At 71.0% G+C, this 24,863-nt stretch carries 20 protein-coding genes; 15 read left to right on the top strand and 5 right to left on the bottom strand.

From position 1 onward, the window contains the following. Positions 1–433: 433 nt before the first annotated feature. From ACIA5C_RS37925 to ACIA5C_RS37915, 3 genes are all read right to left on the bottom strand, one after another. Positions 434–1,912: an arabinose isomerase gene (locus ACIA5C_RS37925; RefSeq protein WP_396063887.1), complete on the bottom strand. Its 1,479-nt coding sequence runs from the start codon at positions 1,910–1,912 to the stop codon at positions 434–436. Between the two features lie 180 nt (positions 1,913–2,092). Further along, the gene (locus ACIA5C_RS37920) at positions 2,093–2,293 is read right to left on the bottom strand and encodes a DUF2795 domain-containing protein (RefSeq protein WP_396063885.1); all 201 of its coding nucleotides are present in this window, start codon (positions 2,291–2,293) and stop codon (positions 2,093–2,095) included. An 86-nt stretch (positions 2,294–2,379) separates the two neighbouring features. Then, complete coding sequence (locus ACIA5C_RS37915) at positions 2,380–4,194, bottom strand: thiamine pyrophosphate-requiring protein (RefSeq protein ID WP_396063883.1); 1,815 nt, start codon at positions 4,192–4,194, stop codon at positions 2,380–2,382. Positions 4,195–4,463: 269 nt separating this feature from the next. On the opposite strand from ACIA5C_RS37915, the gene ACIA5C_RS37910 reads away from it, so the two are divergent. The 3 genes from ACIA5C_RS37910 (at position 4,464) to ACIA5C_RS37900 (ending at position 8,336) form a co-directional block, all read left to right on the top strand. Further along, positions 4,464–5,588, top strand: a complete 1,125-nt coding sequence (locus tag ACIA5C_RS37910) for a Vms1/Ankzf1 family peptidyl-tRNA hydrolase (RefSeq protein ID WP_396063881.1) — start codon at positions 4,464–4,466, stop codon at positions 5,586–5,588. 308 nt (positions 5,589–5,896) lie between these two features. Beyond that, positions 5,897–7,294 carry a glycosyltransferase family 39 protein gene (locus tag ACIA5C_RS37905; RefSeq protein WP_396063879.1) on the top strand — a complete coding sequence of 466 codons (1,398 nt, stop codon included), beginning with the start codon at positions 5,897–5,899 and terminating at the stop codon, positions 7,292–7,294. Positions 7,295–7,454: 160 nt separating this feature from the next. Further along, positions 7,455–8,336: a hypothetical protein gene (locus ACIA5C_RS37900; RefSeq protein ID WP_396063877.1), complete on the top strand. Its 882-nt coding sequence runs from the start codon at positions 7,455–7,457 to the stop codon at positions 8,334–8,336. Between the two features lie 28 nt (positions 8,337–8,364). Here ACIA5C_RS37900 and ACIA5C_RS37895 read toward each other — a convergent pair whose 3' ends face one another. Then, on the bottom strand, positions 8,365–8,595 hold the full coding sequence (locus ACIA5C_RS37895; RefSeq protein ID WP_396063875.1) for a hypothetical protein: 231 nt from the start codon (positions 8,593–8,595) through the stop codon (positions 8,365–8,367). A gap of 78 nt (positions 8,596–8,673) precedes the next feature. Continuing rightward, positions 8,674–8,784 carry a hypothetical protein gene (locus ACIA5C_RS37890; protein ID WP_396064079.1) on the bottom strand — a complete coding sequence of 37 codons (111 nt, stop codon included), beginning with the start codon at positions 8,782–8,784 and terminating at the stop codon, positions 8,674–8,676. A 331-nt stretch (positions 8,785–9,115) separates the two neighbouring features. Here ACIA5C_RS37890 and ACIA5C_RS37885 point away from each other — a divergent pair, with 331 nt between their 5' ends. The 12 genes from ACIA5C_RS37885 to ACIA5C_RS37830 all read left to right on the top strand — a co-directional run bounded on the left by ACIA5C_RS37885 (position 9,116) and on the right by ACIA5C_RS37830 (position 24,859). Continuing rightward, on the top strand, positions 9,116–10,756 hold the full coding sequence (locus ACIA5C_RS37885) for an MFS transporter (protein WP_396063872.1): 1,641 nt from the start codon (positions 9,116–9,118) through the stop codon (positions 10,754–10,756). Between the two features lie 82 nt (positions 10,757–10,838). Continuing rightward, complete coding sequence (locus tag ACIA5C_RS37880) at positions 10,839–11,138, top strand: ferrous iron transport protein A (protein WP_396063870.1); 300 nt, start codon at positions 10,839–10,841, stop codon at positions 11,136–11,138. Continuing rightward, positions 11,138–13,078: a ferrous iron transporter B gene (locus tag ACIA5C_RS37875; RefSeq protein ID WP_396063868.1), complete on the top strand. Its 1,941-nt coding sequence runs from the start codon at positions 11,138–11,140 to the stop codon at positions 13,076–13,078. The genes ACIA5C_RS37880 and ACIA5C_RS37875 overlap by 1 nt, the downstream gene beginning before the upstream one ends. A gap of 5 nt (positions 13,079–13,083) precedes the next feature. Beyond that, positions 13,084–13,617: a NifU family protein gene (locus ACIA5C_RS37870; RefSeq protein ID WP_396063866.1), complete on the top strand. Its 534-nt coding sequence runs from the start codon at positions 13,084–13,086 to the stop codon at positions 13,615–13,617. A gap of 149 nt (positions 13,618–13,766) precedes the next feature. Beyond that, positions 13,767–14,693, top strand: coding sequence for an ATP-binding cassette domain-containing protein (locus tag ACIA5C_RS37865; protein ID WP_396063864.1), 927 nt, complete (start codon positions 13,767–13,769; stop codon positions 14,691–14,693). Next, positions 14,690–15,538, top strand: a complete 849-nt coding sequence (locus ACIA5C_RS37860) for an ABC transporter permease (RefSeq protein ID WP_396063862.1) — start codon at positions 14,690–14,692, stop codon at positions 15,536–15,538. Before ACIA5C_RS37865 ends, ACIA5C_RS37860 begins: the two co-directional genes overlap by 4 nt. Before the next feature lie 77 nt (positions 15,539–15,615). After that, entirely contained in the window at positions 15,616–16,992 is a 1,377-nt protein-coding gene (locus ACIA5C_RS37855) for a histidine kinase (RefSeq protein WP_396063860.1), read from the top strand. Next, positions 16,989–17,657 (top strand): response regulator, encoded by a 669-nt coding sequence (locus tag ACIA5C_RS37850; RefSeq protein ID WP_396063858.1) that lies wholly within the window; start codon positions 16,989–16,991, stop codon positions 17,655–17,657. The genes ACIA5C_RS37855 and ACIA5C_RS37850 overlap by 4 nt, the downstream gene beginning before the upstream one ends. Before the next feature lie 146 nt (positions 17,658–17,803). Then, on the top strand, positions 17,804–20,284 hold the full coding sequence (locus tag ACIA5C_RS37845) for an alpha-L-rhamnosidase C-terminal domain-containing protein (protein ID WP_396063856.1): 2,481 nt from the start codon (positions 17,804–17,806) through the stop codon (positions 20,282–20,284). Between the two features lie 121 nt (positions 20,285–20,405). After that, complete coding sequence (locus ACIA5C_RS37840; protein WP_396063854.1) at positions 20,406–24,299, top strand: family 78 glycoside hydrolase catalytic domain; 3,894 nt, start codon at positions 20,406–20,408, stop codon at positions 24,297–24,299. An 89-nt stretch (positions 24,300–24,388) separates the two neighbouring features. Next, positions 24,389–24,604 carry a hypothetical protein gene (locus ACIA5C_RS37835; RefSeq protein ID WP_396063852.1) on the top strand — a complete coding sequence of 72 codons (216 nt, stop codon included), beginning with the start codon at positions 24,389–24,391 and terminating at the stop codon, positions 24,602–24,604. 102 nt (positions 24,605–24,706) lie between these two features. Beyond that, the gene (locus tag ACIA5C_RS37830) at positions 24,707–24,859 is read left to right on the top strand and encodes a hypothetical protein (RefSeq protein WP_396063850.1); all 153 of its coding nucleotides are present in this window, start codon (positions 24,707–24,709) and stop codon (positions 24,857–24,859) included. Positions 24,860–24,863 lie beyond the last annotated feature (4 nt).

Raw genomic sequence — 24,863 nt, 5'->3', positions numbered from 1 at the left:
TCCTCCTGCTCGAGAGGGGTTGTAACGTTTCATCGACGGCCCGGCCGGCGCGACTGCAAGGACGTGTCGAGGTGGCTGACCGGGACGACTCGGCAGACCAGAGTGGATAACGTTTCCCACATGTTTCCGCGACCATAAGCGTCGACGCGCTCCGAGGTCAAGGGAAGACTTGGATATCGTTACCCGCGGCGGGAAGCAGGGACGTGCGCGCTCGATAACGCAAACTCTCCCGCCAGCAGTAGGCCACAGTGGGCAGATCCTGGCGATCGGCGATGGACAGCCGGTTCTGGCACTGCCGCGATCGGGGCCTCGGCTCGCGCCTGTCCGATCTGCTCGACCGTCACGTTGGACAGCCCGATCTCGGCGATCTTGACGGTGCTCTGCAACTCCCGCAGAGCGCCGACGCTCACGGCGGCCGGTTCGGTCTCGTCAATCAGCGGTCGCGGCGCGGGTCCACGACCACCGTCTCCAAGCCGATCAGCTCGGCGACCGCCCGCAACTCCGCGGCCCGACGGCCGGTGCCCAGGGCCCAGTGGTGGCCGACCCCGGAGACGCTCCAGGCATCGGTCCACTCGCCCGGATGGCAGCCGAAGTCGACCCGGGACGTGGTGTTGCCGATCGCCAGGTGCGGGCCGTCCACCACCTCGCCCTCGGCGACGACGAACCGGAACCGGCCGTCCCGCTCCTGCCCGATGCCGAGCAGGGTCACCGGACCCTGCCGCACGTCGAACTCGACCGAGACGCCGTACCCGCGCTTGCCGTGATAGACGCCGAGCCCGCGCAGAACCGGCCGGCCCTGGCTGATCGCCAGGTGGGCCGGGCCGTCGTGGCCCATCTCGACCACCCCGGCCCGGAAGTCGAGCGCCTGGAACTCGGTGAACGAGCCGCCGGCCCCGAGCCGGTCGAGCACCAGCATCGCCAGCGACGTGCGAAGTTCGTACTCGCCGGCGGCCGGCACACCGCGGGCGGTGAGCAGAGAGGAGCCGAGAATGAAGCCGGCCGCCACCCGCTCGTGCGTCTCGCCGTTCAGCCCGCGGTGATAGTAGGCGAGGGAATCGAGCGAGAAGTCGTCGACCAGCCGGTCGAGCGCGACCGAGACCTGGGCGGCCCAGCGCAGGTCCTCCTCGGCCACCGAGTGGTCGACCGTGAAGATCTCCCGGGTCAGCGCCACCCGGCCGTCGATCTCGGCCGGCGTCACCTGCTCGGCCCGGGCCCGCACGTCATCGATCTCGAGCACCTCGACGTGGCCACCGAACTGCGCCGGCACCGAGGTGAGGTCGGTCGCGACGTCGAGCATGCCCGGATAAAGATGCCCGAGCAGACCATGGCGGCCGTGCCGGAGCGCGCCGCGAACGCCGGCCGCCCGCACCCAGCGCTCGATCTTGTCCCAGGCGGCCGGCTCTTCCAGGTAACCGGAAATGCTGCGCGTCTCGACCCCGCATCGGCGAAACGCGTTCACCATCTCGGGCAGCGGGCAGGCGCCGCAGTACGCCAGCCACTGCCCGGTGTCGAAGGTCGCATGGTCCATCGCCTCGGTCGGTTGCAGGTTCAACAGCAGCACCGGGGCGCCGCTGCGCTGCGCCACCGGCACCAGCATGGTGGCCGTCATGTAAGTCGTGAGGAACGCGACGATCAGGTCGCATCCCGCCGCGCGCAGCCGCTCCGCCGCCGCGGCACCCTCCTGGGCGTCCGAGATGAAACCGACGTCGACGACCTCGCAGTCCAGCTCGCGCATCCGCTCCGAGACGCGGTCCGCGGAGCGCTGCAACTGCGGCAGCAGGCCGGGAAACTGCGGCCAGTAGGCACCCAGTCCGCCGGCCACCAGGCCGACCCGGGTCGGCCGGGCGGGGATCCTGGCCAGTGGGCCCGGAGCCAACCGGACAGCCTCGGAGGGGTTCTGCGTCGCGGTCATGCGTCCCGCCCTTAGCGCCATTGCAACGTTTCATAGCAACGTAGCGACGGGTCTCCGACCCGTCAACGCCGGATCTCGGTATCCGAGGCGAAGCGGCGTCCGCGCCGGATGGTCTGGTTGCTGCCCGCGGCACTCCGACGCGGCTGATGCTGCCGACCGGGCCGGTCCGTCTGCGCGGCCCTACTGGACCAGACCGGCGCGCATGCGGTCCCGGACGTCGATGAGGTTTCGATAGATGCCGAGCGGCAGTGCCTCGATCAGTGCGAGCGTGCCGTCCTCGGCCGGCTGCTGCCGAGCGTGGTTGATCAGGTCTTGCCGGTTGGCGGGGAACCGGGCGGAGTGCAAAGCGGCGGCTACTGCGGCCCATTGGGTGCTGTCCATGCCGATGCCTACCCGCGGCTCGTCGCCTTTAACGAGCCCCTCGTTCAGTTGTTGCCGGCTGAAGCCGGCGTGCCCGTCGCGGGCTTTCAAGCAGCGCCGGCGCTGCTGTCGCTCGGGTCGTCGTAGCCCTCGTCAGCCCGCTCCCGCCGAAGGTGCGTCCCGGCCCGGCGGCCGATGTCGCTGTCCTCGGCCGCCAGGCCCGCATAGATGGCTTTGACCTTCTCGTACGGCTGGCCCGGCGGCAACAGCGGAACGGCGGGGTCGACCACAGCGTCGATGACCACCGGACGATCCGCCGACAATGCGGTCTCCCATGCCTTCGCCATCTCGTCGGGGGAGGTGACGCGCACGCCGCGTAGCCCGAGCAGTTCGGCGTAGCCGGCGTAGGGCACATCGGGCAGCTGCTGCGAGGTGGTGAAACGCGGCTCGCCCTCCATCTCGCGCTGTTCCCAGCTCACCTCGGCCAGGTCCCGGTTGTTCAGCACGCACACCACGAAACGCGGGTCGGCCCACTCCCGCCACCGCGCCGCGACCGTCACCAGCTCGGCGAGGCCGGTCATCTGCATGGCACCATCGCCGGTCAGGACCAGAACCGGTCGGTCAGGCGCCGAAAGCTTGGCGGCGATCCCGTACGGCAGTCCGCAACCCATCGAGGCGAGCGTGCTCGACAGATGGGCCGGTACGGCGGGTGGCAGCCGCAGGTGCCGGGCGTACCAATAGACCACCGACCCGACGTCCACCGCGACCTGCGTGTCGGCCGGCAGCCGGCTGCCCAGCGACCGGACCACATGCTGCGGATTCATCGGCTCGGCGGGCGCATCGGCACGCGCCTGTGCGATCTCGCCCCAGCGGCGCACCCACCCCTCGACCTTCTCGCGCCAGGATCGGTCCTCGCGCTGCTGAATCATGCCGAGCAACGCGCGTACGGTCTCCGTGGCGTCGCCGACCAGCGAAACCTCGACCGGATAGCGCACGCCCAGCTGACGCCCGTCGATGTCGATCTGCACCGCCCGGGCCTGCCCGGGCGCGGGATAGAACTCGGTCCACGGGTCGTTGGTGCCGACCAGCAGCAGCGTGTCGCAGCCGCTCATCAGCTCGGCACTGGCCGTGGTGCCCAGGTGCCCCATCACGCCGGTGTGGAAGGGCAGCCCCTCGTCGAGCACCGGCTTGCCGAGCAGCGACGTCGTGATGCCCGCGCCGAGACGTTCGGCCAGCTCGACGATGTCGGCGGCGGCGCCGTACGCTCCCTGGCCCACCATGATCGCAACCCGCTCGCCGGCCGTGAGCAGTTCGGCCGCCGCCCGGAGATCGTCCTCATGCGGGAGGATGCGGGCCGGGCGCACGCCCGGGCTGGTCATCATCACGCCGTGCTGGTGTGCCCCCGGGTCCGGCGCGGGGGCACTCTGCACGTCGTGCGGCAGGATGACGCAGGTCGGGCTGCGCGTCGCCAGGGCGGTCCGGAACGCCCGGTCGACCAGCATCGGCACCTGCTCCGGAGCGTGCGCGGACTGCACGAACTGCGCGCACACATCGCCGAAGAGTCGCTGCAGGTCGATCTCCTGCTGATAGGCGCTGCCCAGCACCGTCGACGCCTGCTGGCCGACGATGGCGACCACCGGCTTGCCGTCCAGCTTGGCGTCGTACAGGCCGTTGAGCAGGTGCACGGCGCCCGGCCCCTGGGTGGACAGGCACACGCCCACGCCGCCGGTGTACTTCGCGTGGCCGACGGCCATGAACGCTGCCGCCTCCTCGTGCCGGGCCTGCACGAACGTCGGCCTCCCGGCCCGGCGCAGCGCACCCATCACACCGTCGATCCCGTCGCCCGAGTAACCGAACACCCGATCGACGCCCCACGCCGACAGACGTTCCACCACCAGATCCGACACCGTACGGTCACTCATGTCCGTCCCTCCCGACGACTGAGGGCGTTGGCTACCCCGCCTTCCGCCGATGAATCACCGTGACGGCAGGGACGCCTGCGCGGCGGGTGGCCGTGCCGGGCCTGAGGGAAGGGACCGTCGCGCAGCCGGGACGTTAGGGCCGCGAACGCGTGGGTAGGCGGTGCCGGCGAACCGAGCATGCGAATGACCCGGCGACAGATAGGCCTCGCGAATCGCGGGTACCCGCGCGTTGGAGCCTCTCGCAGTGACGACCACCGGAAGGTGCTGCCATGAACCTCGACTTCCTGCGCCCGCTGTTCACCAGTCCCGGCTCCTGGGTGTCGGTCTATCTCGACGCCACCCGGGCCGATGAGAACGGCGGCCACGAGGTGAACCTACGCTGGCGCGGCCTGCGGGCACAGCTGACCGAGCGGGGGGCCGACGCGGCCACCCTGGACGCCGTGGAGACCGCCCTCCACGAGCACCCCTATCAGCCCGGCCGGTACGGATTAGCGATCTTCGCTCGGGACGGCGAGGTCGCCCGGCTCGAGACGTTGTCCGCTCCGCCCCCCGCCGACAAGGCCTACCTCGAGCCGTTGCCGCACGTCATGCCGCTGATCGAGCAACGCCACGCGGACGTGCCGTACGTGCGGGTGCTCACCGACCGCACGGGCGCCGACCTGGACGCCCTCTCCGTCGGTGGTGTGCCCCGGCACCGGGAGGTGACCGGCAGTGCCTCCTTCCCGCTACGCAAGGTGCATGTCGGCGGCTGGTCGCACCGGCACTACCTGCAGGCGGTCGAGGAGTCCTGGAAGCGCAACGCCGGCGAGGTGGCCGCGTCGGCGGCGGACCTTGCGGAATCGGTCGGCGCGGAGGTCATCGTGGTCGGCGGGGACGTCCGGGCCGTGCAGACGTTCGCCGGGCGGCTGCCGAAGCGCTGGCAGGACCGGGTGGTCGAGACCGACGCCGGGTCCCGGCACGCCGGTGCCGACGAGAGCGCGCTGGACGACGTGACGATCCAGGCCATCGCCGAACTCGCCGACCGGCACGTCCACGACATCCTGGACCGCTACCGGGCCCAGCAGGGCGACGGCACTGCTAGCAGCGGCCTGACCGATGTGGTGGCCCGGCTTCAACGGGGTCAGGTCGACACCGTCCTGCTCGTCGACGACCAGTCGTCGACCGACACCCTCTGGATCGCCCCGGACGACCCGACGCTGATCTCGCTCGACGACCACGTGCTGCGCGAGGCCGGGGTGACCGACCCGCTGAAGGTACGGGCGGACGCCGCGCTGGTGCGGGCGATCGCCGGCACCGGGGCGGATCTGATCCTGATCGGCCCCGGCGAGGCGTCACTGGAACACGGCATCGGCGCCGTCCTGCGCTACGCGGACGCCAGCAGCGCCGCGACCTGATGGGACGTCGCAGAGTGCCGCCTATCCGGAGAACGTCCGCTTCACCAAGGAGCCGGTGACCTACCGCCACGGCGAAGGCATTCGCCACGGCGAGCAAACCCGCGACGCCGGTCAGAATTCGCCCTTTCATGCAGTGGGCGGGGCATTCATGTCTATTCAGCGACGTTTCAGGCCCGCGCCGATACCATCCCGTGGCGATGCCAGCCCCGCGAAATGCAACTGCCGCGACAGGTCCCGTACGGCCTGCGGCCGGCCCCCGGCTGAGCAGGTGGCGGCGATGGTTACCTATCGCGGTCCCTGGCTCGTTGATGCTCGCGCTGGGACTGCTCGGCAGTACCCGCTCGGTGCTGAGCTGGGACGAAGTCGCCACCGCGGACGTCGCCCAGCGTTCCGCCGGCCAGATCTGGAACCTGGCCCACCACATCGATGCCGTCTTCAGCCCGTACTACCTGGCGATGCACGGGTGGACCACGCTGTTCGGCGACTCCGTACTGAGCCTGCGCCTCCCGTCCATCTTGGCGATGGCCGGCGCCGCCGCGCTCACCGGCGAGTTGGGGCGCCGGCTGCTCGGCGGTGCGGCCGGTGTGGTCGCCGGGATCCTGGTGTGTCTGGTGCCGAACATGACGCGATATGCGGCCGAGGCACGCCCGTACGCCTGGGCCTGCCTGATGTCCGTCCTCGCATTGCTGTCGCTGTACCGCGCACTCGAGCATCCGGGCATCGGCCGGTGGCTGGCCTATGCCGCCACGATTCTGGGCCTCGGCCTGGGCAGCCTCGTCGCCCTGGCGGCTCTCCCGGCGCATGCCGCGCTGCTCTCGATGCGCCTTTTCCGCGAACCGGCCCACCGGCGATCGATCGCACTGTCGTGGTCGGCGGCGGTCGGCGGCACGATCGTGCTCCTCGCTCCGCTGATCTGGTGGGGACTGCACCAACGTCCGGCGCAGCTGCACTGGGTGGCGCCCATGACGGTGGGCGCCGTCTACACCTTCCCGAAATACCTGGTCGGCTCCACCGAGGTGGCCTGGCTGCTGATCGGCCTGCTCCTGTCGGCGGCCTATCGCATGACCCGGCCGGTGGTCGAGATGGCCGCGGCCGCCGGCCTGCCCCTCGCCGTGGTCTGCGTGGTGTCGTTCGTCGGGACGTCGTTCTGGGTCAACCGCTACCTGCTTTTCGTGCTGCTGCCCGCCATGATCGTCGCCGCGGCGGGCCTGGTACGTCCCGGACTCGGTAGCGGCGTTCGCAGCACGCCGGCTCCACCCGCGCTGGCGCTGACCGTGTTCGCCGCGGCCGCGGTGCCCGGGCAGGTCGCCGTGCGGCAACCGACGTTCAAGAACGGCAGCGACTATCGCGCCCTGGCCGCCGCGATCCGGCAACAGCAACGGCCGGGCGACGACATCGTGTTCGAGCGGGGGCGCACCATGCGTGCGGGACTGGACTACTACCTTCGCGATGATCCGGGCCGGCCCCGCGACGTTCTGCTCAGCGAGCCGGCCGCCGTCACCGCGACACTGACCGCGGCCGAGTACGCCCACCCCACCGTCCGGCTGGCGTCCGCGTCCCGGATCTGGCTGGTCGCCTACGGGCGTCGTCGCGACCCGGCCACCGCGCGACCCGACCTGCGGCAGTTTCTGACTATCGACTTCCGGCGGACCGCCGTATGGGAAGTGAAGAACGGCTCGATGGCGCTCTACGTCAAGCAGCCCTGAGCTCACCGATCGGCGCGCTCGGCACGTGATGTGTACGCCGCCAAATCCTACGCCTTGTAGGTGATGTTCGGGCGCTCTTCCGGCGAGCCTGACCGCGGGCCGCGGCCGCGTGCCCATGCTGGGCCCCGACCACGACCAAGCCCACGCTCAGGAGCGCCGGATGACCAGGCAACCCGAGGTATTCACCGAGATGGACGTCGCCGGAGCCGGCCGGTACGTCATGAAGAAGCTGCCCGAGGTCACCCTCGCCTTCTGGGTCATGAAGGTCGCCGCCACCACCCTCGGCGAGACCGCCGGCGACCTGTTCTCCCAGACCCTGAAGCTGGGCTACTTCCTGACCACCATCGTGCTGTTCGTGCTCTTCGTGGTCACCCTGGTGATCCAGCTGCGGGCGCGGCGGTACAACCCGTTCTTCTACTGGACGGTCATCCTGTCCACGAGCATGGCCGGCACCACGATGTCCGACTTCATGAACCGCGACACCAGCTTCCTGTCGGCGGGCGAGAAATCCCTCGGCTGGGGACCGCAGGGCCTCGGCCTCGGCTACCCCACCGGCGCCACCATTCTCGTCTCGCTGCTCATCGGCATCTTCTTCGTCTGGAAGCTGTCCGGCCTCACCTTCGCCATCCGCGATATCGACACCTTCCGCGGCGAGGCGCTGTTCTGGGCCGCCATCCTGGTCTCCAACACGCTGGGAACCTCGATGGGCGACTTCCTTTCCGACAGCTCCGGACTCGGCTACGCCGGCGGCGCCCTGCTCGTCGCCGGCGCCCTCACCGTCCTGCTCGCCCTCAAATACGTGCCCTCGGTGCCGAACGTGGTGCTGTTCTGGCTGGCCTTCGTGCTGACGCGCCCGCTCGGCGCCACCGCCGGTGATTTCCTCACCAAGCCGACCGCGAAGGGCGGTCTGGCCCTCGGCACACTCGGTTCGTCGCTGGTCCTGCTCGCCGTCCTGTTCGGCCTGATGGCGTACGCCCACACGCAGGAACGCCGCAAGGGACTGCACCCGGGCGACCGCCTCCCCGCGGCCCGAACCGTATGAGCCCGGGGTCAGACGCCGTCGAACTTGTTCAGGCTGGTGCTGAGTGCCTGGAGGGTGCTCGCGCAGTCGGACTGGCTCGGGCTGCGTGGCGGCTTCCGCCGGCCGGCTCGGTTCCTTTAGCGGCCACGCCGTGGCGGGTGACCAGAATCTGTTCGCGCGCCACCAGCACCAGGATGACGGCCAAGAAGAGCAGGCTGGTCCGGCTCGCGCCCAGGGCAAGGCCCCCGAAATCCCTGTCCTGGGTGAGAAGGTCACCCATCGAGGCCCCGAGGGGCCGAGTGAGCACGTACGCGATCCAGAACGTCAGCACCTGGCCGGCGCCCAGCCGGTACGCGATTCAGGTGACCGCGATCAGCCCGCCGAAGATCAAGGTGCCGTTGCGGAATCCGAGGGTCAGCGCCTCGGTGGCGAGATCGCCGGCGGCGGTGCCGAGCGCGAACGTGGTCAGGATGGCCGCCCAGTAGAAAAGCCTTGGTCGCCGAACTATCGGACGGCGTTGCTTAACGCTTGCTGAAAAGCCCTTTCGGGTGGAACGGCGAAATGTGGCCCACGAATTGGCGGAGCCTGCTCTTCAGCATTCCCTTGGTTTCGGCGTCGTAGCCTGCGCCGGGTGAGTTCCCGCCCGCACGATCGCGACGTTCCGGGTCACCGCACTGCCCATGCTGTGACCCGGGCCCGGGGCGGGGCGCCGCCGACTCCGAAAGGCGGTACTGTTCGTCGCTGCCAACGGGGCCGCTGTGCTCGTCAACGATTTCCCGACGAACGGATCATCTAGCCCTATGACACTGTTGGCCCGCGTCAATGGGCTCCCTTTCGCCGTTCCGCGCCGGCCCGGCCGACCGGCCGTCGTGGCGGGACTGGTCGCCGTCGCGCTGAGCCTGGCCTGGGGGCTGTGGCTGGCCCGCAATGCCGGCGACCTCGCTGCCCAGTACGCCTGGACCAACTTCGTACGCCACCACCCCGGATCGGCCTACAACCTGTCCTGGTACGGCGGCATCCACCCGGCCTCCTACAGCGTTCTCTCGCCGTACCTGATGGCCTGGCTCGGCGTACGCACCACCGGCGTGCTGGCCTGCACCGGCAGCGCCGTTCTCGGCGGGCTGCTGCTGGAAAAGTCCGGTATCCGCCGGCCGCTGGTGCCCGCCATCGGCCTGTCGGTGGCCGTTTGGTGCAACCTCGCCGCCGGACGGGTCACGTACCTGCTCGGCATGACCTTCGCGCTGATGGCCGCGTACTACGCCATGGAAGGGATCGGACGGCACCGGCCGCGGCCTCTGATCATGGCGACGGCCGGCACCGTGGCCACCCTGTGCAGCCCGGTCGCCGGTCTGTTCATCGAGGTCCTGGCCGCGGCGCTGTTCATCGTCGGGCGACGCCGGCACGCCTACCTGCTCGCAGCGGGTCCACCGGTCGTCATCGGGGTGACCTCGCTGCTGTTCCCCTTCTCCGGGGTGCAGCCGTTCCCCTGGTATTCAGCTCTGGTGACGGCGGCTGCCGCGATCGCCGTCGCCCGGCTCACGCCACCCGCGTGGCGAACCGTACGGGTCGGGGCCTGGGTGTACGCCCTCGGCGTCGCTCTGTGCTGGGCACTGCCAACGCCGATCGGCAGCAACGTCGAGCGGCTCGCCCTGCTGGGCAGCTGCATAATTCTGATCTGCGCCGCCCGGGCCGGCGAGCCGCGCGGCCGCCGGACGATCGTGACGTACGTGGCCGCCGCCGCGCTTGCCGCCTGGACGGCGGCCCAGCCGGTCGCCGACCTCATCAGGACCACGCCGGCCAATGCAGCCATCGCCGACGCCAAGCCACTGCTCGCCGAGCTGCACCAGCTGCATGCGGAGCAGGGTCGGGTCGAAGTCGTACCGCTGCGCACCCACTGGGAAGCCTCCGGCATAGCGCCCGACCTCGACCTCGCCCGCGGCTGGAACCGGCAGGCCGACGTACAGCGCAATCCCCTCTTCTACGACGACACCCTGACCGCGGCCTCCTACCGGGCCTGGTTGCGCAACTGGAGCGTCGGCTACGTCGTACTGCCCACGGCCGAGCTGGACAGCGGCGGCATCGCCGAGGCGCGCATCATCACCGAGGAACAACCGTGGCTGTACCGGGTGTGGCGCGATGCCAACTGGCAGATCTACCGGGTGGAGGGCTCAGATCCCCTCGCCTCGCTGCCCGCCACGGTCACCTACGCCGGGCCGGCCGCCCTCACCGTCCATCTGCCCCGGCCCGGGTCGGCACTGGTGCGGATCGAGTGGTCACCATGGCTGGCCATCAACGACATCGACGACGACACCAGCCCGCGCGCCTGCCTCAGCCGTAACGGCGACTGGACCGAGCTGTCCGCTCCGGATGCCGGCAGCTACACCATCGAGGCCCGCTACACGCTCGACCGCGGCACGCCGTGCCCGGCCAGGGATTCCTGACCAGCCTGCGCACCTACAAGGCGTAAGAGATTCTCGGCTCAGAAGCTGGCAACTAAAGGTAGCCTCACCTTATGGTGGGCGGGTGCCTCGAAGACTTCAGCTGTTGTCGCGCCGTCCGGCGGTCAGCGCCCCGGCGCCCGGCGACGTCGTGCCGCTGTGCGACCTGGCGCCGGCCAGCCGGGCGAGCGTGGCGGCGGTGTCCAGCGGTACGTCGCAGGCGACCGCCCGTCGCCTGACCGATCTCGGCTTCACCCCCGGCACCTTGATCGAGGTGGTGCGCCGGGCGCCGTTGCGTGACCCGATGATCTACCGGTTGCGCGACTACGAGGTGTGCCTGCGGCGGGCTCAGGCCGGGTGCGTGCTCGTGCGCGTGGTCGACTGATGTCGGCCGCGTGCTACGAGGACGGCGAAGCGGGGGCGGTCCGGACCAGCGAGCCGCACATCGCCCTGGTCGGCAGCCCGAACGCGGGTAAGACCAGCATCTTCAACGCGCTCACCGGCCTGCACGCCAAGACCGGCAACTACCCGGGCGTCACGGTTTCCCGATACGTCGGCCGGGCTCGGGCCGGCGCGCTGCAGTTGGTGATCGAGGACCTGCCCGGAACGTACAGCCTCGAGCCGATCAGCCCCGACGAGCAGATCCTGGTCGATGTCCTGGACGGGCGGGTCGAGGGCGAACGGGCACCCGACGCGCTCCTGGTCGTCGTGGACGCCACCACGCTTCGCCGTTCGATGCGCTTCCTCACCCAGGTACTCGCCCGCCGGCTGCCCACCTGCGTCGCGGTGACCTTCACCGACGAGTTGTCCGCCCGGCAGGGCCATCTCGATCTGGAGGCTTTCGAGCAGGCACTGGGCGTGCCGGTGCTGCGGGTCGTCGGCAACCGGGGACACGGCATCGACGATCTGCGCGAGCGCCTCGCCGGGTGGTCGTCCTGGCCGGTGCCGCCGCTGCCGCCGCCCAGTGACCCGGCCGAGGTGGACGCCTGGACGGATTCGGTGCTCGCGTTCGCGGCGTACCGTCCGGCCGGCCGGCACCGGATCACCCAGCGGGTCGACGCGGTGCTGCTGCACCCGGTGTGGGGAACCGTCGTCTTCCTGGCCGTGATGATGCTGTTCTTCCAGACGATCTTCGTACTGGCGGCGCCGATCCAGGGCTGGGTGGCGACCTTCTTCGGCTGGCTGTCCGGCGAGGTCACCGCGCACATCGGCAACCGGTGGGTCGCCGACCTGCTGGGCCAGGCGCTGATCGGCGGGGTCGGCAGCGTGCTCGCCTTCGTCCCCCAGATCATGCTCCTGTTCCTGCTCATCGCCCTGCTGGAGAGCGTCGGCTACATGTCGCGGGCCGCGTTCCTGATGGACCGGGTAATGGCCCGGGCCGGGCTGGAGGGACGCGCGTTCGTCGCGCTGCTGTCCTCGTTCGCCTGCGCGATCCCCGGCATCATGGCCACCCGCACGCTGCCGTCGGCCAAGGACCGGCTGGCCACCATGATGGCCGCGCCGCTGATGACCTGCTCGGCCCGGCTACCGGTGTACGTGCTGCTGATCGGCCTTCTGGTGGAGCCGTCGGCGCGGGTCGGCCCGATACCGGCGCAGGGCCTGGTGATGTTCGGCATGTATCTGCTCGGCGCGCTCTCGGCGATGACCGCCGCCTGGGTCTTCAAGAAGATCGGCAACCGCCGCGGCCTGATGATGCCGTTCTACATGGAGATGCCGCCCTATCGACTCCCGTCGCCGCGCAGCGTGCTGCTCGCGGTGTGGGACTCGGCGAGATCGTTCGTCCGCAAGTGCTCCACCATCATCACCCTCACCACAGTCGCGCTCTGGCTGCTGCTCAACCTGCCTCTGCATTCGGACGCCGGCCTGCGCGCCCACGGCGTCGACCCCCGTGACAACGCCGCGGTCTCGGCGTACCAGGCCGATCACAGCTACGCCGCCGACCTGGGCCGCTTCGTCTCCCCGGTGTTCGAGCCGCTCGGCTTCGACTGGCGGATCAACATCGGCGTCCTCTCGGCCCAGTCGGCGCGCGAAACGTTCGTCGCGACCCTGGGCCAGGTCGCCGCGGCGGAAAACCCGGACCAGCCGGCCCAGGCGCTGAAGGCGATGACCCGCGCCGACGGCAGCCGGCTGTTCACCCCGGCCACGGTTGCCGCGCTGCTGGTCTACTTCGCCTACGCACTGCAGTGCATGGCCACCGTCGGCATCATGCGGCGGGAGACCGGCGGGTGGAAGTGGCCGGCGATCGCGTTCGGCTATCTGACCGGGCTGGCGTGGATCATGGCGTACCTCGCCCACACGCTGGTCGGACTGCTCGGCGGCCGGTGACCGCGATGATTCCCCTCCACCCGCAGGCCTGTCCCGGCCACCCCGAGCGGTTGCGCTGGATCACCCCGCTCGGCGTGCCGGCTTTCGCCGGCCCGGCGGCCGCCGTACCGCCGCCGTTGGCCGCGCTTCTCGCGGACGGCACGCTTGCTGAGGTACGCCTCGAGCCGGCGGCCGTCCAGACCACGCTCGGTCCGGGCGGCGACTGGACCCGGGACGGGGCACGGGTCCGCACGGCACTGCACGGCGCCCTGGCCGACCGGGACGGCTGGGTGCCCGCCGCCGGTTCCGCGGGCACGAGTGACGAGTCGCTGCGGACGACCGCCCAGCGCCTGCTCGACGGTGATCTGGGTCGTTTCGCCGCCTCGCACGGCGGCCACATCGAGCTGATCGGCGTCCACGACGGAGTCGTCACCGTACGCCTCGAGGGCGCCTGTCACGGCTGCCCCGCCGCCCGGCTCACGCTCGGCCGGCGATTCGAGCAGCAGCTACGACAGCGTTGCCCGCAGTTACGTACCGTAGTCACGGCCGACGATCGGTAGAACCAGCGGTAACCAGCTTTCGAGTGGTACCGCGGTACCACGGCGGGGTACGAAGATCCGACCGCGGTACGACGGATCGCCGCCCGTGCGGACCTAGCGTTTGCCTCGAGGACGTCGGGACACCGGCGTACGGGTCCCGAGGGGGAACGATGATCGAGGCACGACAACTGACCAAGCGGTACGGCGAGAAGACCGCCGTCGACGGCGTGGACTTCACCGTACGGCCGGGCGCGGTCACCGGTTTCCTGGGGCCGAACGGCGCCGGCAAGTCCACCACCATGCGGATGATCATCGGGTTGGACGCGCCGACGTCCGGGTCGGTGACCGTGAACGGCCGGCGCTACGCCCAGCACTCCGCACCGCTGCACGAGGTCGGCGCGCTGCTCGAGGCCCGGTCGATCCACCCGGGCCGGTCCGCGTTCGACCACCTGATGGCCCTCGCATACACCCATGGCATCTCGCGCGCCCGGGTCACCGAGGTGATCGAACTGACCGGCCTGGGGTCGGTCGCCCGCAAGCGGGCCGGCGCCTTCTCGCTCGGCATGGGCCAGCGGCTGGGCACCGCCGCGGCGCTGCTCGGCGACCCGCAGACGGTGATGCTGGACGAGCCGGTCAACGGCCTCGACCCGGAGGGCGTGCTCTGGATCCGCAACCTGCTCACCGGCCTCGCCGCCGAGGGCCGGACCGTTTTCGTCTCGTCGCACCTGATGGGCGAGATAGCGCTGGTCGCCGACCACCTGATCGTCGTCGGACGGGGCCGGGTGCTGGCCGACACGACCGTACGGGATCTGGTTGAGCAGGCCGGCGGTGACACCGTGACGGTCGCCGCCGGGGACCCGGCCGAACTGCGCCGGGTGCTCGCCGGCCCGGGCGTCGAGATCACCGGGCAACCGGGCTCGGAACAGCTGATCGTGACCGGCTTGCCGGCGCGGGAGATCGGGCTCAAGGCGGCCGCGCACGGTCTCGCGCTGTTCGAGCTCACCCCCCGGACCGTTTCCCTCGAGGAGGCCTTCATGGAACTCACCAAGGAGTCCGTCGAATACCACGCGACGAGCGCGCTGGGGAGGGCGGCATGAGCGTTGTCGCCGACACCCGGCCCGCCGAGACCGCACCGTCGCGGGCCACCGATACTCACCTGAAAGTGACCGGGCCGCGGGTCCTGCGCTCGGAGTGGGCCAAACTGTGGTCGCTGCGCTCGACCTGGATCACCCTCGGGCTCGGGCTGCTCTTCCTGCTCGCCTTCGGCACCATCGCGGCCCTGCGCTACAAGTCGATGCTCAATTCCAGCCAGCCGATGGACCCGGACTTCGCCGACGCCACCGCGTACAGCCTGGCGCTTTTCGGGGTGCCGTTCTCGCTGATCGCACTGGGCGTGCTCGGCGTGCTGACCGCGTCCGGCGAATACTCGTCGGGCATGATCCGGTCGACCCTCGCGGCCGTTCCGCGCCGGCTGCCGGTGCTCTGGTCGAAGGCCGCCGTCTACGGGGCGCTGGCCTTCGTCGCCGGGGTGGTCGGCGCACTCGCCGGCTTCCTGATCAGCAGCGGAGTGCTGTCCGGCACCCCGATCGCCATGAGCCTCTCGGACTCGGGGGTCCTGCGCGGGCTGCTCGGCGTGGGGCTCTATCTGGGGCTGGTCGGGGTCATCGGCGTCGCGCTCGGCACCCTGCTGCGCTCGACCGCGGGCGGCATTTCCGCGCTCGTCGGCACGTTCCTGCTGGTTCCGGGGCTGATGTCACTGCTGCCGAAGTCGTGGCGGGCCGACCTCACCCCGTACCTGCCCAGCAACGCGGGCGAGTCGGTCTTCGCACTGCATCACTCCGCCGGGACACTGTCGGTCGGCGCCGGGCTGCTCGTGCTGCTCGGCTGGACGGTGCTCGCGCTCGGCGGGGCCGCGTACCGGTTGATGCGCTCGGACGCCTGACGAGCGGGAACCCATCGAGCGGTGCGGCATCCGGCGGAGCCGGGTGCCGCACCGCCCTGGTGACGGAGGATTGATCGGTGAGCAGCGAGGACAACGCCGTCGGTCTGCTGGTCGGGCACCCGGTGGCCAGCCGGCTGTTCGAGGCCGGCCGGCGCCTGCGGCAATGGGACGCGGACCACCGGTGGGTGCTGGACACGGCCGTGGTCCTGGTGATCTTCCTGCTGTTCGCCACGCCGGACCTTTTTCCCGGCCGGCACCGCCCGGACGGGCCGATCACCTTCACCGTCCGCCCGCCGGTGCAGATGGTGCTGCTCCAGTCGGCGCTGATACTGCCGCTGTGGTGGCGGCGCCGTTTCCCGCTGGCCGCGTTCTACACCGTGCTGGCGGTCTTCGTCGCGGAGTGGACGGCCGGGATCATGATGCGCGCCGACGTGGCGGTGCTGGCCGGGGTCTACAGCCTGGTCCTGCACGGCCGGTTGCGCCGGGTGCCCTGGGCCGTGCCGGGGCTCGCCGTCGCGGTGGTCCTGGTGGTGATACGGCTGTCCGGTGTGGTGCCGGTGTGGGACGCGTTGTTCTTCCTCGCGAGCGTCGGCACGGCGGCTGTCGCGCTGGCCTTCGCGATCCGGATCCGCCGCGCCCAGCTCGCCGCCCTGCGGGAACGGGCTGTCCAGCTGGAGATCGAGCGGGACCAGCGCAGCCGGCTCGCGACGGCGACCGAACGGGCCCGGGTCGCGCGCGAGATGCATGACGTCGTCGGCCACAGCCTCTCGGTGATCATCACGCTGGCCGACGGCGGCCGGTTCGCGGCGGACACCGCACCCGAACGCGGCAAGGAGGCGCTCCGGCTGATCGGGGAAACCGGCCGCACCTCCCTCGGCGAGCTGCGCCGCATGCTCGGCGTGCTGCGGGAGCGGACCGACGAGTCCAGCCTCAGCCCCCAGCCACGCGTGGCCGACCTGGACGCGTTGTGCCGCCACATCCGCGCCGCCGGGCCGCGGGTCGACTACCAGAGCGGAGGCGCGCTCGACGCGCTCGACGTCGGGGTTCAGATGGCCGCCTACCGCATCGCGCAGGAGGCGTTGACCAACGCGCTCAAGCATGCGGGCCCCGACACGCGGATCCACCTGGCGGTGCGTACCGAAGGCGCCCGGTTGCTGATCACCGTCCGCGACACCGGCCCACCCGCCGGAGGGAGGCCGATACCGGCAACCGGGGAAGGCCATGGTGTCCTCGGCATGCGGGAGCGCGCCGCCATGTACGGCGGGACGGTCACGGCCGGTCCGGAACCCGGCGGCGGCTGGCTCGTGGCGGCCGCGCTCGATCTGGCCGGGCCCGATTCGGCCGGGCCTCAGTCCGCCGACCCCGAACTGGCCGACCGTCAACCGGCCGACCCTCAGCTGGCCGACCCTCAGCTGGCCGACCCTCAGCTGGCCGACCCTGGTGAACCGGCATGATCACCGTGCTGATCGTCGACGACCAGCCGTTGCAACGCCTCGGCTTCCGAATGCTGCTGGAGACCCACCCGGACACCGAGGTGGTCGGCGAGGCCCAGAACGGCACCGAAGCGGTGCGCCGGGCCACTGAACTGAGACCCGACGTGGTCCTGATGGACGTGCGCATGCCCGGCATGGACGGCATCGAGGCCACCCGCCGGATCGTGGCCGAAGGCGGCCGGTCGCACATCCTCATGCTCACGACGTTCGACCTCGACGAGTACGTGCACGCCGCGCTGCGCGCCGGTGCCAGCGGGTTCCTGCTCAAGGACGCGTACCCGGAGGAGCTTCTTGCCGGCATCCGCGCGGTCGCCGCCGGTGACGCGGTGATCGCGCCCGCGCTGACCAGACGACTGCTCGACGCGTTCGGTCACCACCTCGGCGGCGGCGAGACCGACGGGCAACCGGCCACCGACCCGAGACTCGACACGCTGACCGACCGCGAGCGGGAAATCCTGGTGGCGATCGGCCACGGCTGGACGAACGGCGAGATCGCCGAGCGGCTGGTGCTCTCCGAGTCCACGGTCAAGACGCACGTGGGCCGCGTGCTCGCCAAGGTCGGCGCCCGCGACCGCATCCAGGCCGTCATCTTCGCCTACGACCTGGGCCTGACCCGCCCGCGCTAGCGGCGGCCGGCGGTCCAATATGGCCGGAAGCGGCCACACTGAAACGTTGCAACCGGGTCGTCTGCCACCTACGTTCATGAATATCCGGGCCCGTCGGCCGGACGTGAACGGCCGCGCCACCGCGGTCAGAGAGGGCAGGTCCTCCCATGCGGATCCGCACAGCCACCGCGTTCGGCGCGGTCGTCTTCACCGTCCTCGCCGCCACCGCGGCGCCCGCGGCGGCCGCCCGGCCCGGCGCCCCGGCATCCTGGGCCCGGTACGTGGTCGCCCCGGCCGGCCGGCACGTGCAACCAGTCCGGGTGTTCGCCACCACCGGCGCCGTCGTCAACCCGGGCGGCACGCTCGGCCGCGGCGTGACCACGCTGACCCGGGAAGCCCCGGCCGCCCGGCCACGCTGGGCCGCCGGCACGACCGCCACCGCGTCGTCCTTCCACGCCGGCAACAACGGCAACGACGGGCGGCCCCGCACGTACGTGCCCGGCAACGCGATCGACGGTGACACCGACACCTTCTTCAACGACGACACCCTGGGCGCCTACCCCGACGTGCTGACCGTCACCACGCCCGCCGGGGTGGATCTACCCGGCATCACGGTGCTGTCCAACACCGACGGCGTCCTGAAGGACTTCACCGTCGACACCTGGGACGGCAGCGCCTGGCAGAGCGCCGCGACCGTCACCGGCAACACCGCCGTCCAGCTGCGCGTGCCGTTCGCCGCCCCGGTCGAGACCACCCAGGTGCGGCTGACCGTCACCGCCGACCAGTCCTCCGGCAAGGGCGACTTCACCCGGGTCAACGAGGTCTATCCCGGTCTGGTCCCGGACGATCCGCCGGTCCCGAGCGTGACCGTCGACTTCGGCAAGGTCGTCGCCGGCTACCCGGTCGTACGGTTCGCGGGTGCCTCAACGGGCAATCCTGGCGTGCGGCTCGCCTTCTCCGAGACCACCCAGTACCTGGGCGACGTCTCCGACTTCAGCCGCTCCTACAACGGCGACAGCATCACCGGAGGCAGCGACCAGGTGGCGGTCGGCCCGAAGCCGTTCACGTGGACGGACGCGCACGGCTGCGCGGACGGGACCAAGGTCTGCGCGGACGGCCTGCACGGCTTCCGCTACCTGAAGATCAGCCTGGACGCGCTCGCCGCCGACGCCCCCGACACCCAGGCGTACGGCGTGGTCAAGGTCGCCGGGATCTCGCTCGACTTCACGCCCTACCTGGGCACCCCGGCCAGCTACCAGGGCTGGTTCGAGTCCTCTGACCAGCAGCTCAATCAGTACTGGTTCGACGCCTCGTACACCAACGAGCTGATCACCGACACCTTCCGGTCCGACGACATCGACCCGCGCGGGGCCGATTCGCCGGGCCTTACCGGCAAGGTGGTGCTGACCGACGGGGCGAAGCGCGACCGCGACCCGTACGTCGGTGACATCGCCGTCTCCGGCCGCACCGGCTACCTGACCCATGCTCTCGGCGGCGCGGCCCGCAACGTGCTCGCCGACCTGGCCGACCACCAGCGCGCGGACGGCTGGATCCCACCCGCCTCGATCAACAACTACACCCTGCCGCTGTTCGACTATCCGCTCTACTGGGTGACGAGCAGCTGGGACTACATCCTCTACACCGGCGACACCGGCTACGGCGCCACCTACTACCCGAACCTGCTGAAGGTGCTCGACGGCTGGTATCCCTCGGTCACCGACGCGAACGGGCTGCTGTCGCGGCCGGACGGCTACGGCGACTACGCCTTCCTCGGCCGCTCCGGCGAGGTCACCTACTACAACGCCCTCTACGTGCAGGCGCTCGAAAACGCGGCGAACGAAGCCACCGCGCTGGGGCACCCGGCGGACGCGGCACGGTGGACGGCCCGGGCCGGCACGGTCGCCGCCGCGATCAACGCCCACCTCTGGGACGCGAACGCCGGCGCGTACCTCGACTCGGCCGTCGGGGCGGTCCGGCACGGTCAGGACGGCAACGGGTACGCGGTGCTGACCGGCGTCGCCGACCCGGCCCGGGCGGCCAGCGCGCTGGGCTATCTGGCGGCGAACACGGCCACGCCGTACGGAAACTCCTTCATGGACAACGACACGCTGGTCTCCGACGGGCGGCAGCGGGTCTACGCCTTCACCTCGTACCCGGAGATCCAGGCCCGCTTCCAGACCGGGCAGGCGGATTCGGCGATCGACCAGATCAAGCGGATGTACGGCTGGATGACCACCCACGACCCGGGCATCACCAGCTGGGAGGGCATCGGGGCGAACGGCTCGATGTACGAGGGCCCGTACACCTCGGCCGCGCACGGCTGGTCGACCGGGGTGCTGCCCGCGCTCACCAACGACCTGCTCGGCGCGACCCCGACCGGTCCGGGCTTCGCGACGTGGTCGGTGCGGCCGCACCCGGGCAGCGTCACCTGGGCCCGCGGCCAGTTGCCGACCCCGCACGGCCCGCTGAAGGTCAGCTGGGTCAGCGGCAGGAAGACGTTCACGCTCACCGTCGACGCCCCGCGCGGCACCTCCGGCACGGTGAGTCTGCCAGGCAAGGGCGTGGTTCTGCTCGACGGCCGACCAGTCCGGGGCACCACGATGCAGGTACGCGAGGGCCACCACGTCGTCACGATGATCGGCGCCTGAGATGTGGGCGGTCGCCATCCTCGCCGCACTACTTCTCGGCCCGGCTCCGGCACCCGGGCAACGCGATCGACGCCGACCTGGCCCAGAACGGCAACTTCAGCCGACTCGCGGAGGTAACCCCTTGAAGCTCGTCCTCGCCGCCACCACCGCGGCCTCCCTTGCCATCGGTGTCGTCCCGGCGAGCCGGAGTACGGCCGAGGCACCATCCACTTTGAAGGTTGCCGGGCAGGCCGCCGACGCCCTGGTCGACTCCCCCGCCCCGGCGCTGTCCTGGGCGCCTCACGACTCGGGCCGTGGACAGGCTCAGACCGCGTACGAAATAAAGGTTTTCGATGTTCTCGCCGCGCGGCGGCCGGTCTGGGACTCCGGACGGGTGAGCTCGGACGCCTCGGCCGGGATCGCCTACGCCGGACCGGCTCTGCGTGCGGACCACACCTACCGGTGGACCGTCCGCACCTGGAACACCCGGGGGCAGGCCTCGCCGTGGGCCCGGCCCGAGAGCTTCGACACCGGCCCCATGTCGGTGAACGACTGGTCGGCCGACTGGCTTCAGGTCAATGACGGCGCGCAGGTCCGCCGCACCTTCGAGCTCCCCCAGCGCGTGGTCCGGGCCCGGCTCTACCTGGGCGCGCAGGGCCTCGTCGAGCCGCACCTCAACGGCGCGCTGGTCGACGCGAAGCGGGTGCTGGACTCGTCCGTGACCGACTACGCCAAGCATGTGCTCTACCGCGACTTCGACGTGACCGGTCAGCTGCACCGGGGCACCAACGTCCTCGGCGTGATGGCCGGTCAGGGCCAGCACTCCGGCAAGCCGACCTTCATCGCGCAGCTGTCGGTCACCTACGCGGACGGCTCGACGGGTCTGATCGGGAGCGACGGGTCCTGGCGTACCGCCGCCGGACCGGTCACCCGCGACGACTTCTACTACGGCGAGAGCTGGGACGCCCGCAAGCAGATCGCGGGCTGGGACAGCGCCTCCTTCGACGCCTCCGGCTGGGCGGCGGTCCCGGTCTACGCACCGGTCTCGGAGGCGACCAGCCTGGCGCTCGGGCGGCCGGTCACCGCGCTCGACGAGACCGCCTGCTGCGGCTGGTCGCGGGCCGCCCTCGTGGACGGCGTCGAGCGGTCCACCGATCAGAGCGAGGGCTACCACTCGGCCGTCGCGTCGACCGCCGACGCCGCCAAGTGGGTGCAGGTCGACCTCGGCGGCAGCCAGAGCCTCAAGACCGTGACCCTGTTCCCGGCCCGGCCGACCAACGACCCGGCCGGCGACTTCCCGGGCGCCGGCTTCCCGGTCCGCTACCGGGTCCAGGTCAGCGACGACCCCGATTTCGGTACGGCGACCACGCTCGCCGACCGCACCGGCGCCGACCAGCCCAACCCCGGCACCGCGCCGGTGTCGCTGCCGGTCGACGGTCAGGGCCGCTACGTCCGGGTGACCGCCACCAAGCTGGCCTGCCGCGACACGTCCTGCACCTTCCGGCTGGCCGAGCTCGGACTGTACGGCGCGAACCCGGCCCGCTCGTTCGGCCTGACCCGGCTCGAGGCGGACAGCACGCCGCCGACCCGGGTCATCAGCACCCTCGCCCCGGTTGGCACCAGCACGCCCTCCCCCGGTGTGCGGGTCTACGACTTCGGGCAGAACTACGTCGGCCAAGTGAGGTTGCGGGCCTCGGCGCCGGCCGGGACCACGGCGGTGATCACCAAGGGCGAGCTGCTGGACGCGAACGGCCGGGTGTCGACCACCAACATCAGCTTCTCCGACTCGGACACCGGACGGCAGCGCGACGAGTACACGTTCGACGGCTCGGGCGCGCAGACCTGGACGCCCCGGCTCAACTACGCGGGCTTCCGCTACGCCGAGGTCACCGGGCTGCCGGCCGGCACCGCGCCGACGGTCACCGCCGACGTCATCCACAGCGACGTGGCGGCCGCCGGTTCGTTCAGCACCTCGAATCCGCTGCTCAACCAGATCCAGGGCGCGCTGCTGCGGACCCAGCTCAACGACCTGCAGACCATGCCGCTGGACTGCCCGACCCGGGAGAAGCGCGGCTGGCTCGGCGACGCCGGCGACACCGACGCCGAGGCGCTGGCCAACCTGGACCTGCAGTCGCTCTACGCCAAGTGGCTGGGCGACATCCGTAGCAGCGCCAACGGCGACGGCAGCGTGCCGTCGGTGGCGCCGGACCAGGGCGAGGGCAGCCGCTTCTTCACCGACCCGGCCTGGGGCACGGCCTTCCCGCAGGTGGTCTGGGACAGCTACACCCAGTACGGCGACCCGACCGTGCTGCGCGACAACTACGCCGCCGTCAAGGCCTGGGTCGACTACCTCGCCACGATCAGCGACAGCGACCACGTCGTGACGAACGCGCCCGGCTCGTGGGGCGACGACTGGCTCGCCACGGTCAGCACCCCGCACGTCTACTTCCAGACCCTGTTCTATCTGCTCGACAGCCGCCTGCTGAGCCAGATGGCGACCGCCCTCGGCAACACCGCGGATGCCGCTTCCTATGCGGCACTGGCGACGGCCATCCAGGCCGGCTTCACCGCACGCTACGCAAACTCGACGCCCAACACCCAGCTCGCGTACGCGATGCCGCTGGCCCTGGGGATCGTCGCGCCGGACCGGCAGCCGGCGATGCTGGCCAAGCTGATCCAGGACATCGCCGCTCACGCCAACCACGTCACCACCGGTTTCGTCGGCACCACGTTCGTCTACCAGGCGCTCGGGCTGTTCCACCGCAACGACGTCGCCCTGGCAATCGCCGAGCGCACCGACGGCCCGAGCTTCGGCTACATGCTCGCCAACGGCCCCGGCACCATCTGGGAGAAGTGGACCAACTCGTCCGCCCCGGACGGAACCTCGTCCAAGGACCACATCGGCCTGGCCGGTTCGATCGGCCAGTGGTACTACCAGCAGCTGGCCGGCATCCAGCCCGGTACGCCCGGCTGGCGCACCTTCACCCTGGCGCCCAGCGTGGTCGGCGACCTGACCCGGGTGACGGCGTCGCAGGAGACCGTCCGCGGCCGGGTCGTCAGCTCGTGGAAGCGGTCGGGCAGCACGCTGAACTACCGAGCGGGCGTGCCGGTGGGCGCCACCGCGACCATCAAGCTGCCCCTGCTCGGCGGCCCCGGCTCGACAGTTCGCGAGAGCGGCCGGGTGGTGTGGGCCGGTGGGCGCCCGGTCGGCAGCGATCCCGGGCTGACGGTCGGCGCGGCCGGAGACGACGTGCTGACGATGACAGTCGGCTCGGGCGACTACACCTTCAGCGTCACCGCGCCACGAACGCCGGTCACCGCGCTGACCGTGGCGTCGACCGGCGATCCGGCCCCGATCAAGCCGGGCCGCTCCGGCGACGTCACCCTGCTCGTCTCGGGCCACTCCACCGGCGGTGGATCCGCGCGGATCACCGCCGCGGTCCCGGCCGGCTGGACGGTGCAGGCCACCCCGCCTCTCGTCCCGCTCACCCCGGCCCCGACGGCCGACCTGGTCAGCCTGCGCCTGACAGCCCCGGCCGGTACGACCAGTGGCAGTTACCCGGTGACCGTGACCGTCCGGGCATCCGACGGCACGGCCGTTTCCACGACGGTGGACGTGCTCGTCTTCGGCACGTGGGCAGCCGGCAGCACGGCCACGGCGTCCAGTTTCCACGCCCCGAACGTCGTCGACGGGGCGACCCGCACCTACGATCCGGCGAACGCGATCGACGGCGATCCGGCGACGTTCTGGAACGACGACACCGACAGCCGGTACCCGGACACGCTCACCGTCACCGCGCCCGCCCCGGTCAGCCTCGGCGGAGTCGGCTTCGGCTCGCATCCCGACGGCGTACCGACTGACTTCACCGTGCAGACCTGGGACGGCACACAGTGGACGACTCAGGCGACGGTCACCGGGAACACCGCCGTACACCGTTGGATCGCGTTCGACCGGGCGGTGACAACCAGCCAGGTACGGGTGGTCGTGACCGCGGCGCAGAACAGCTTCAGCCGGGTAACGGAGCTGACCCCCTGATCGACAACCTTGACACTCCCGAAACATTAAGTAGTGTCAACCGTTACTGAAACGATTCAGGCCCGTGCGCACCACCGGGAAGGAGTCGCATGCCGACCACCGCCGAACGGCCCCGCTCCCTGCGCGACGACGAGGTCGCGCTGCTGACCCTGCTCGCGGCGGGCCTGCCGCTGGACTCGGTGGCGCGCCGGCTCGCCGTCTCGGAGCGCACCCTGCGCCGGCGCATCCGGACCATCTGTGAACTGCTCGGCGTGCCGTCGGCGATCACCGCCGTCGCCTGGGCGGCCCGCCGGGGCCTGGTCTGATCAGCTCGGACCAGGCGGTGGCGCCGCCGGCCGCTCAGGGGCCGAGCTCTGAGGCTCCCCCGGTGGCTGGCGACCGCCGGCCTCGCCCTCGGCGGCATCGGGTTGCTCAACATCCCGCTCGCCTACGGATGGACGCCGACCGGGCTCGCCGAACGCATCTCGCTCTACAGCTACCTGCTCTGGGCTCTGCTGACCGGCCTCCAGCTCGTCCGGCCCGCCCGGCGCACAGTCTCCGGAGGATGGCCTCCGGAGTAAGGTT

Source organism: Actinoplanes sp. NPDC051343 (assembly GCF_044455125.1).
Taxonomy (GTDB): Bacteria; Actinomycetota; Actinomycetes; order Mycobacteriales; family Micromonosporaceae; genus Actinoplanes.
This window is presented reverse-complemented; position numbering and strand designations above follow the sequence as displayed.

What these genes read in the sequence shown, in the direction of transcription:
- ACIA5C_RS37925 (WP_396063887.1), bottom strand. Translation starts at nt 1,912, where the DNA reads ATGACCGCGACGCAGAACCCCTCCGAGGCTGTCCGGTTGGCTCCGGGC.
- ACIA5C_RS37920 (WP_396063885.1), bottom strand. Translation starts at nt 2,293, where the DNA reads ATGGACAGCACCCAATGGGCCGCAGTAGCCGCCGCTTTGCACTCCGCC.
- ACIA5C_RS37915 (WP_396063883.1), bottom strand. Translation starts at nt 4,194, where the DNA reads ATGAGTGACCGTACGGTGTCGGATCTGGTGGTGGAACGTCTGTCGGCG.
- ACIA5C_RS37910 (WP_396063881.1), top strand. Translation starts at nt 4,464, where the DNA reads ATGAACCTCGACTTCCTGCGCCCGCTGTTCACCAGTCCCGGCTCCTGG.
- ACIA5C_RS37905 (WP_396063879.1), top strand. Translation starts at nt 5,897, where the DNA reads ATGCTCGCGCTGGGACTGCTCGGCAGTACCCGCTCGGTGCTGAGCTGG.
- ACIA5C_RS37900 (WP_396063877.1), top strand. Translation starts at nt 7,455, where the DNA reads ATGACCAGGCAACCCGAGGTATTCACCGAGATGGACGTCGCCGGAGCC.
- ACIA5C_RS37895 (WP_396063875.1), bottom strand. Translation starts at nt 8,595, where the DNA reads ATGGGTGACCTTCTCACCCAGGACAGGGATTTCGGGGGCCTTGCCCTG.
- ACIA5C_RS37885 (WP_396063872.1), top strand. Translation starts at nt 9,116, where the DNA reads ATGACACTGTTGGCCCGCGTCAATGGGCTCCCTTTCGCCGTTCCGCGC.
- ACIA5C_RS37875 (WP_396063868.1), top strand. Translation starts at nt 11,138, where the DNA reads ATGTCGGCCGCGTGCTACGAGGACGGCGAAGCGGGGGCGGTCCGGACC.
- ACIA5C_RS37870 (WP_396063866.1), top strand. Translation starts at nt 13,084, where the DNA reads ATGATTCCCCTCCACCCGCAGGCCTGTCCCGGCCACCCCGAGCGGTTG.
- ACIA5C_RS37865 (WP_396063864.1), top strand. Translation starts at nt 13,767, where the DNA reads ATGATCGAGGCACGACAACTGACCAAGCGGTACGGCGAGAAGACCGCC.
- ACIA5C_RS37860 (WP_396063862.1), top strand. Translation starts at nt 14,690, where the DNA reads ATGAGCGTTGTCGCCGACACCCGGCCCGCCGAGACCGCACCGTCGCGG.
- ACIA5C_RS37850 (WP_396063858.1), top strand. Translation starts at nt 16,989, where the DNA reads ATGATCACCGTGCTGATCGTCGACGACCAGCCGTTGCAACGCCTCGGC.
- ACIA5C_RS37845 (WP_396063856.1), top strand. Translation starts at nt 17,804, where the DNA reads ATGCGGATCCGCACAGCCACCGCGTTCGGCGCGGTCGTCTTCACCGTC.
- ACIA5C_RS37835 (WP_396063852.1), top strand. Translation starts at nt 24,389, where the DNA reads ATGCCGACCACCGCCGAACGGCCCCGCTCCCTGCGCGACGACGAGGTC.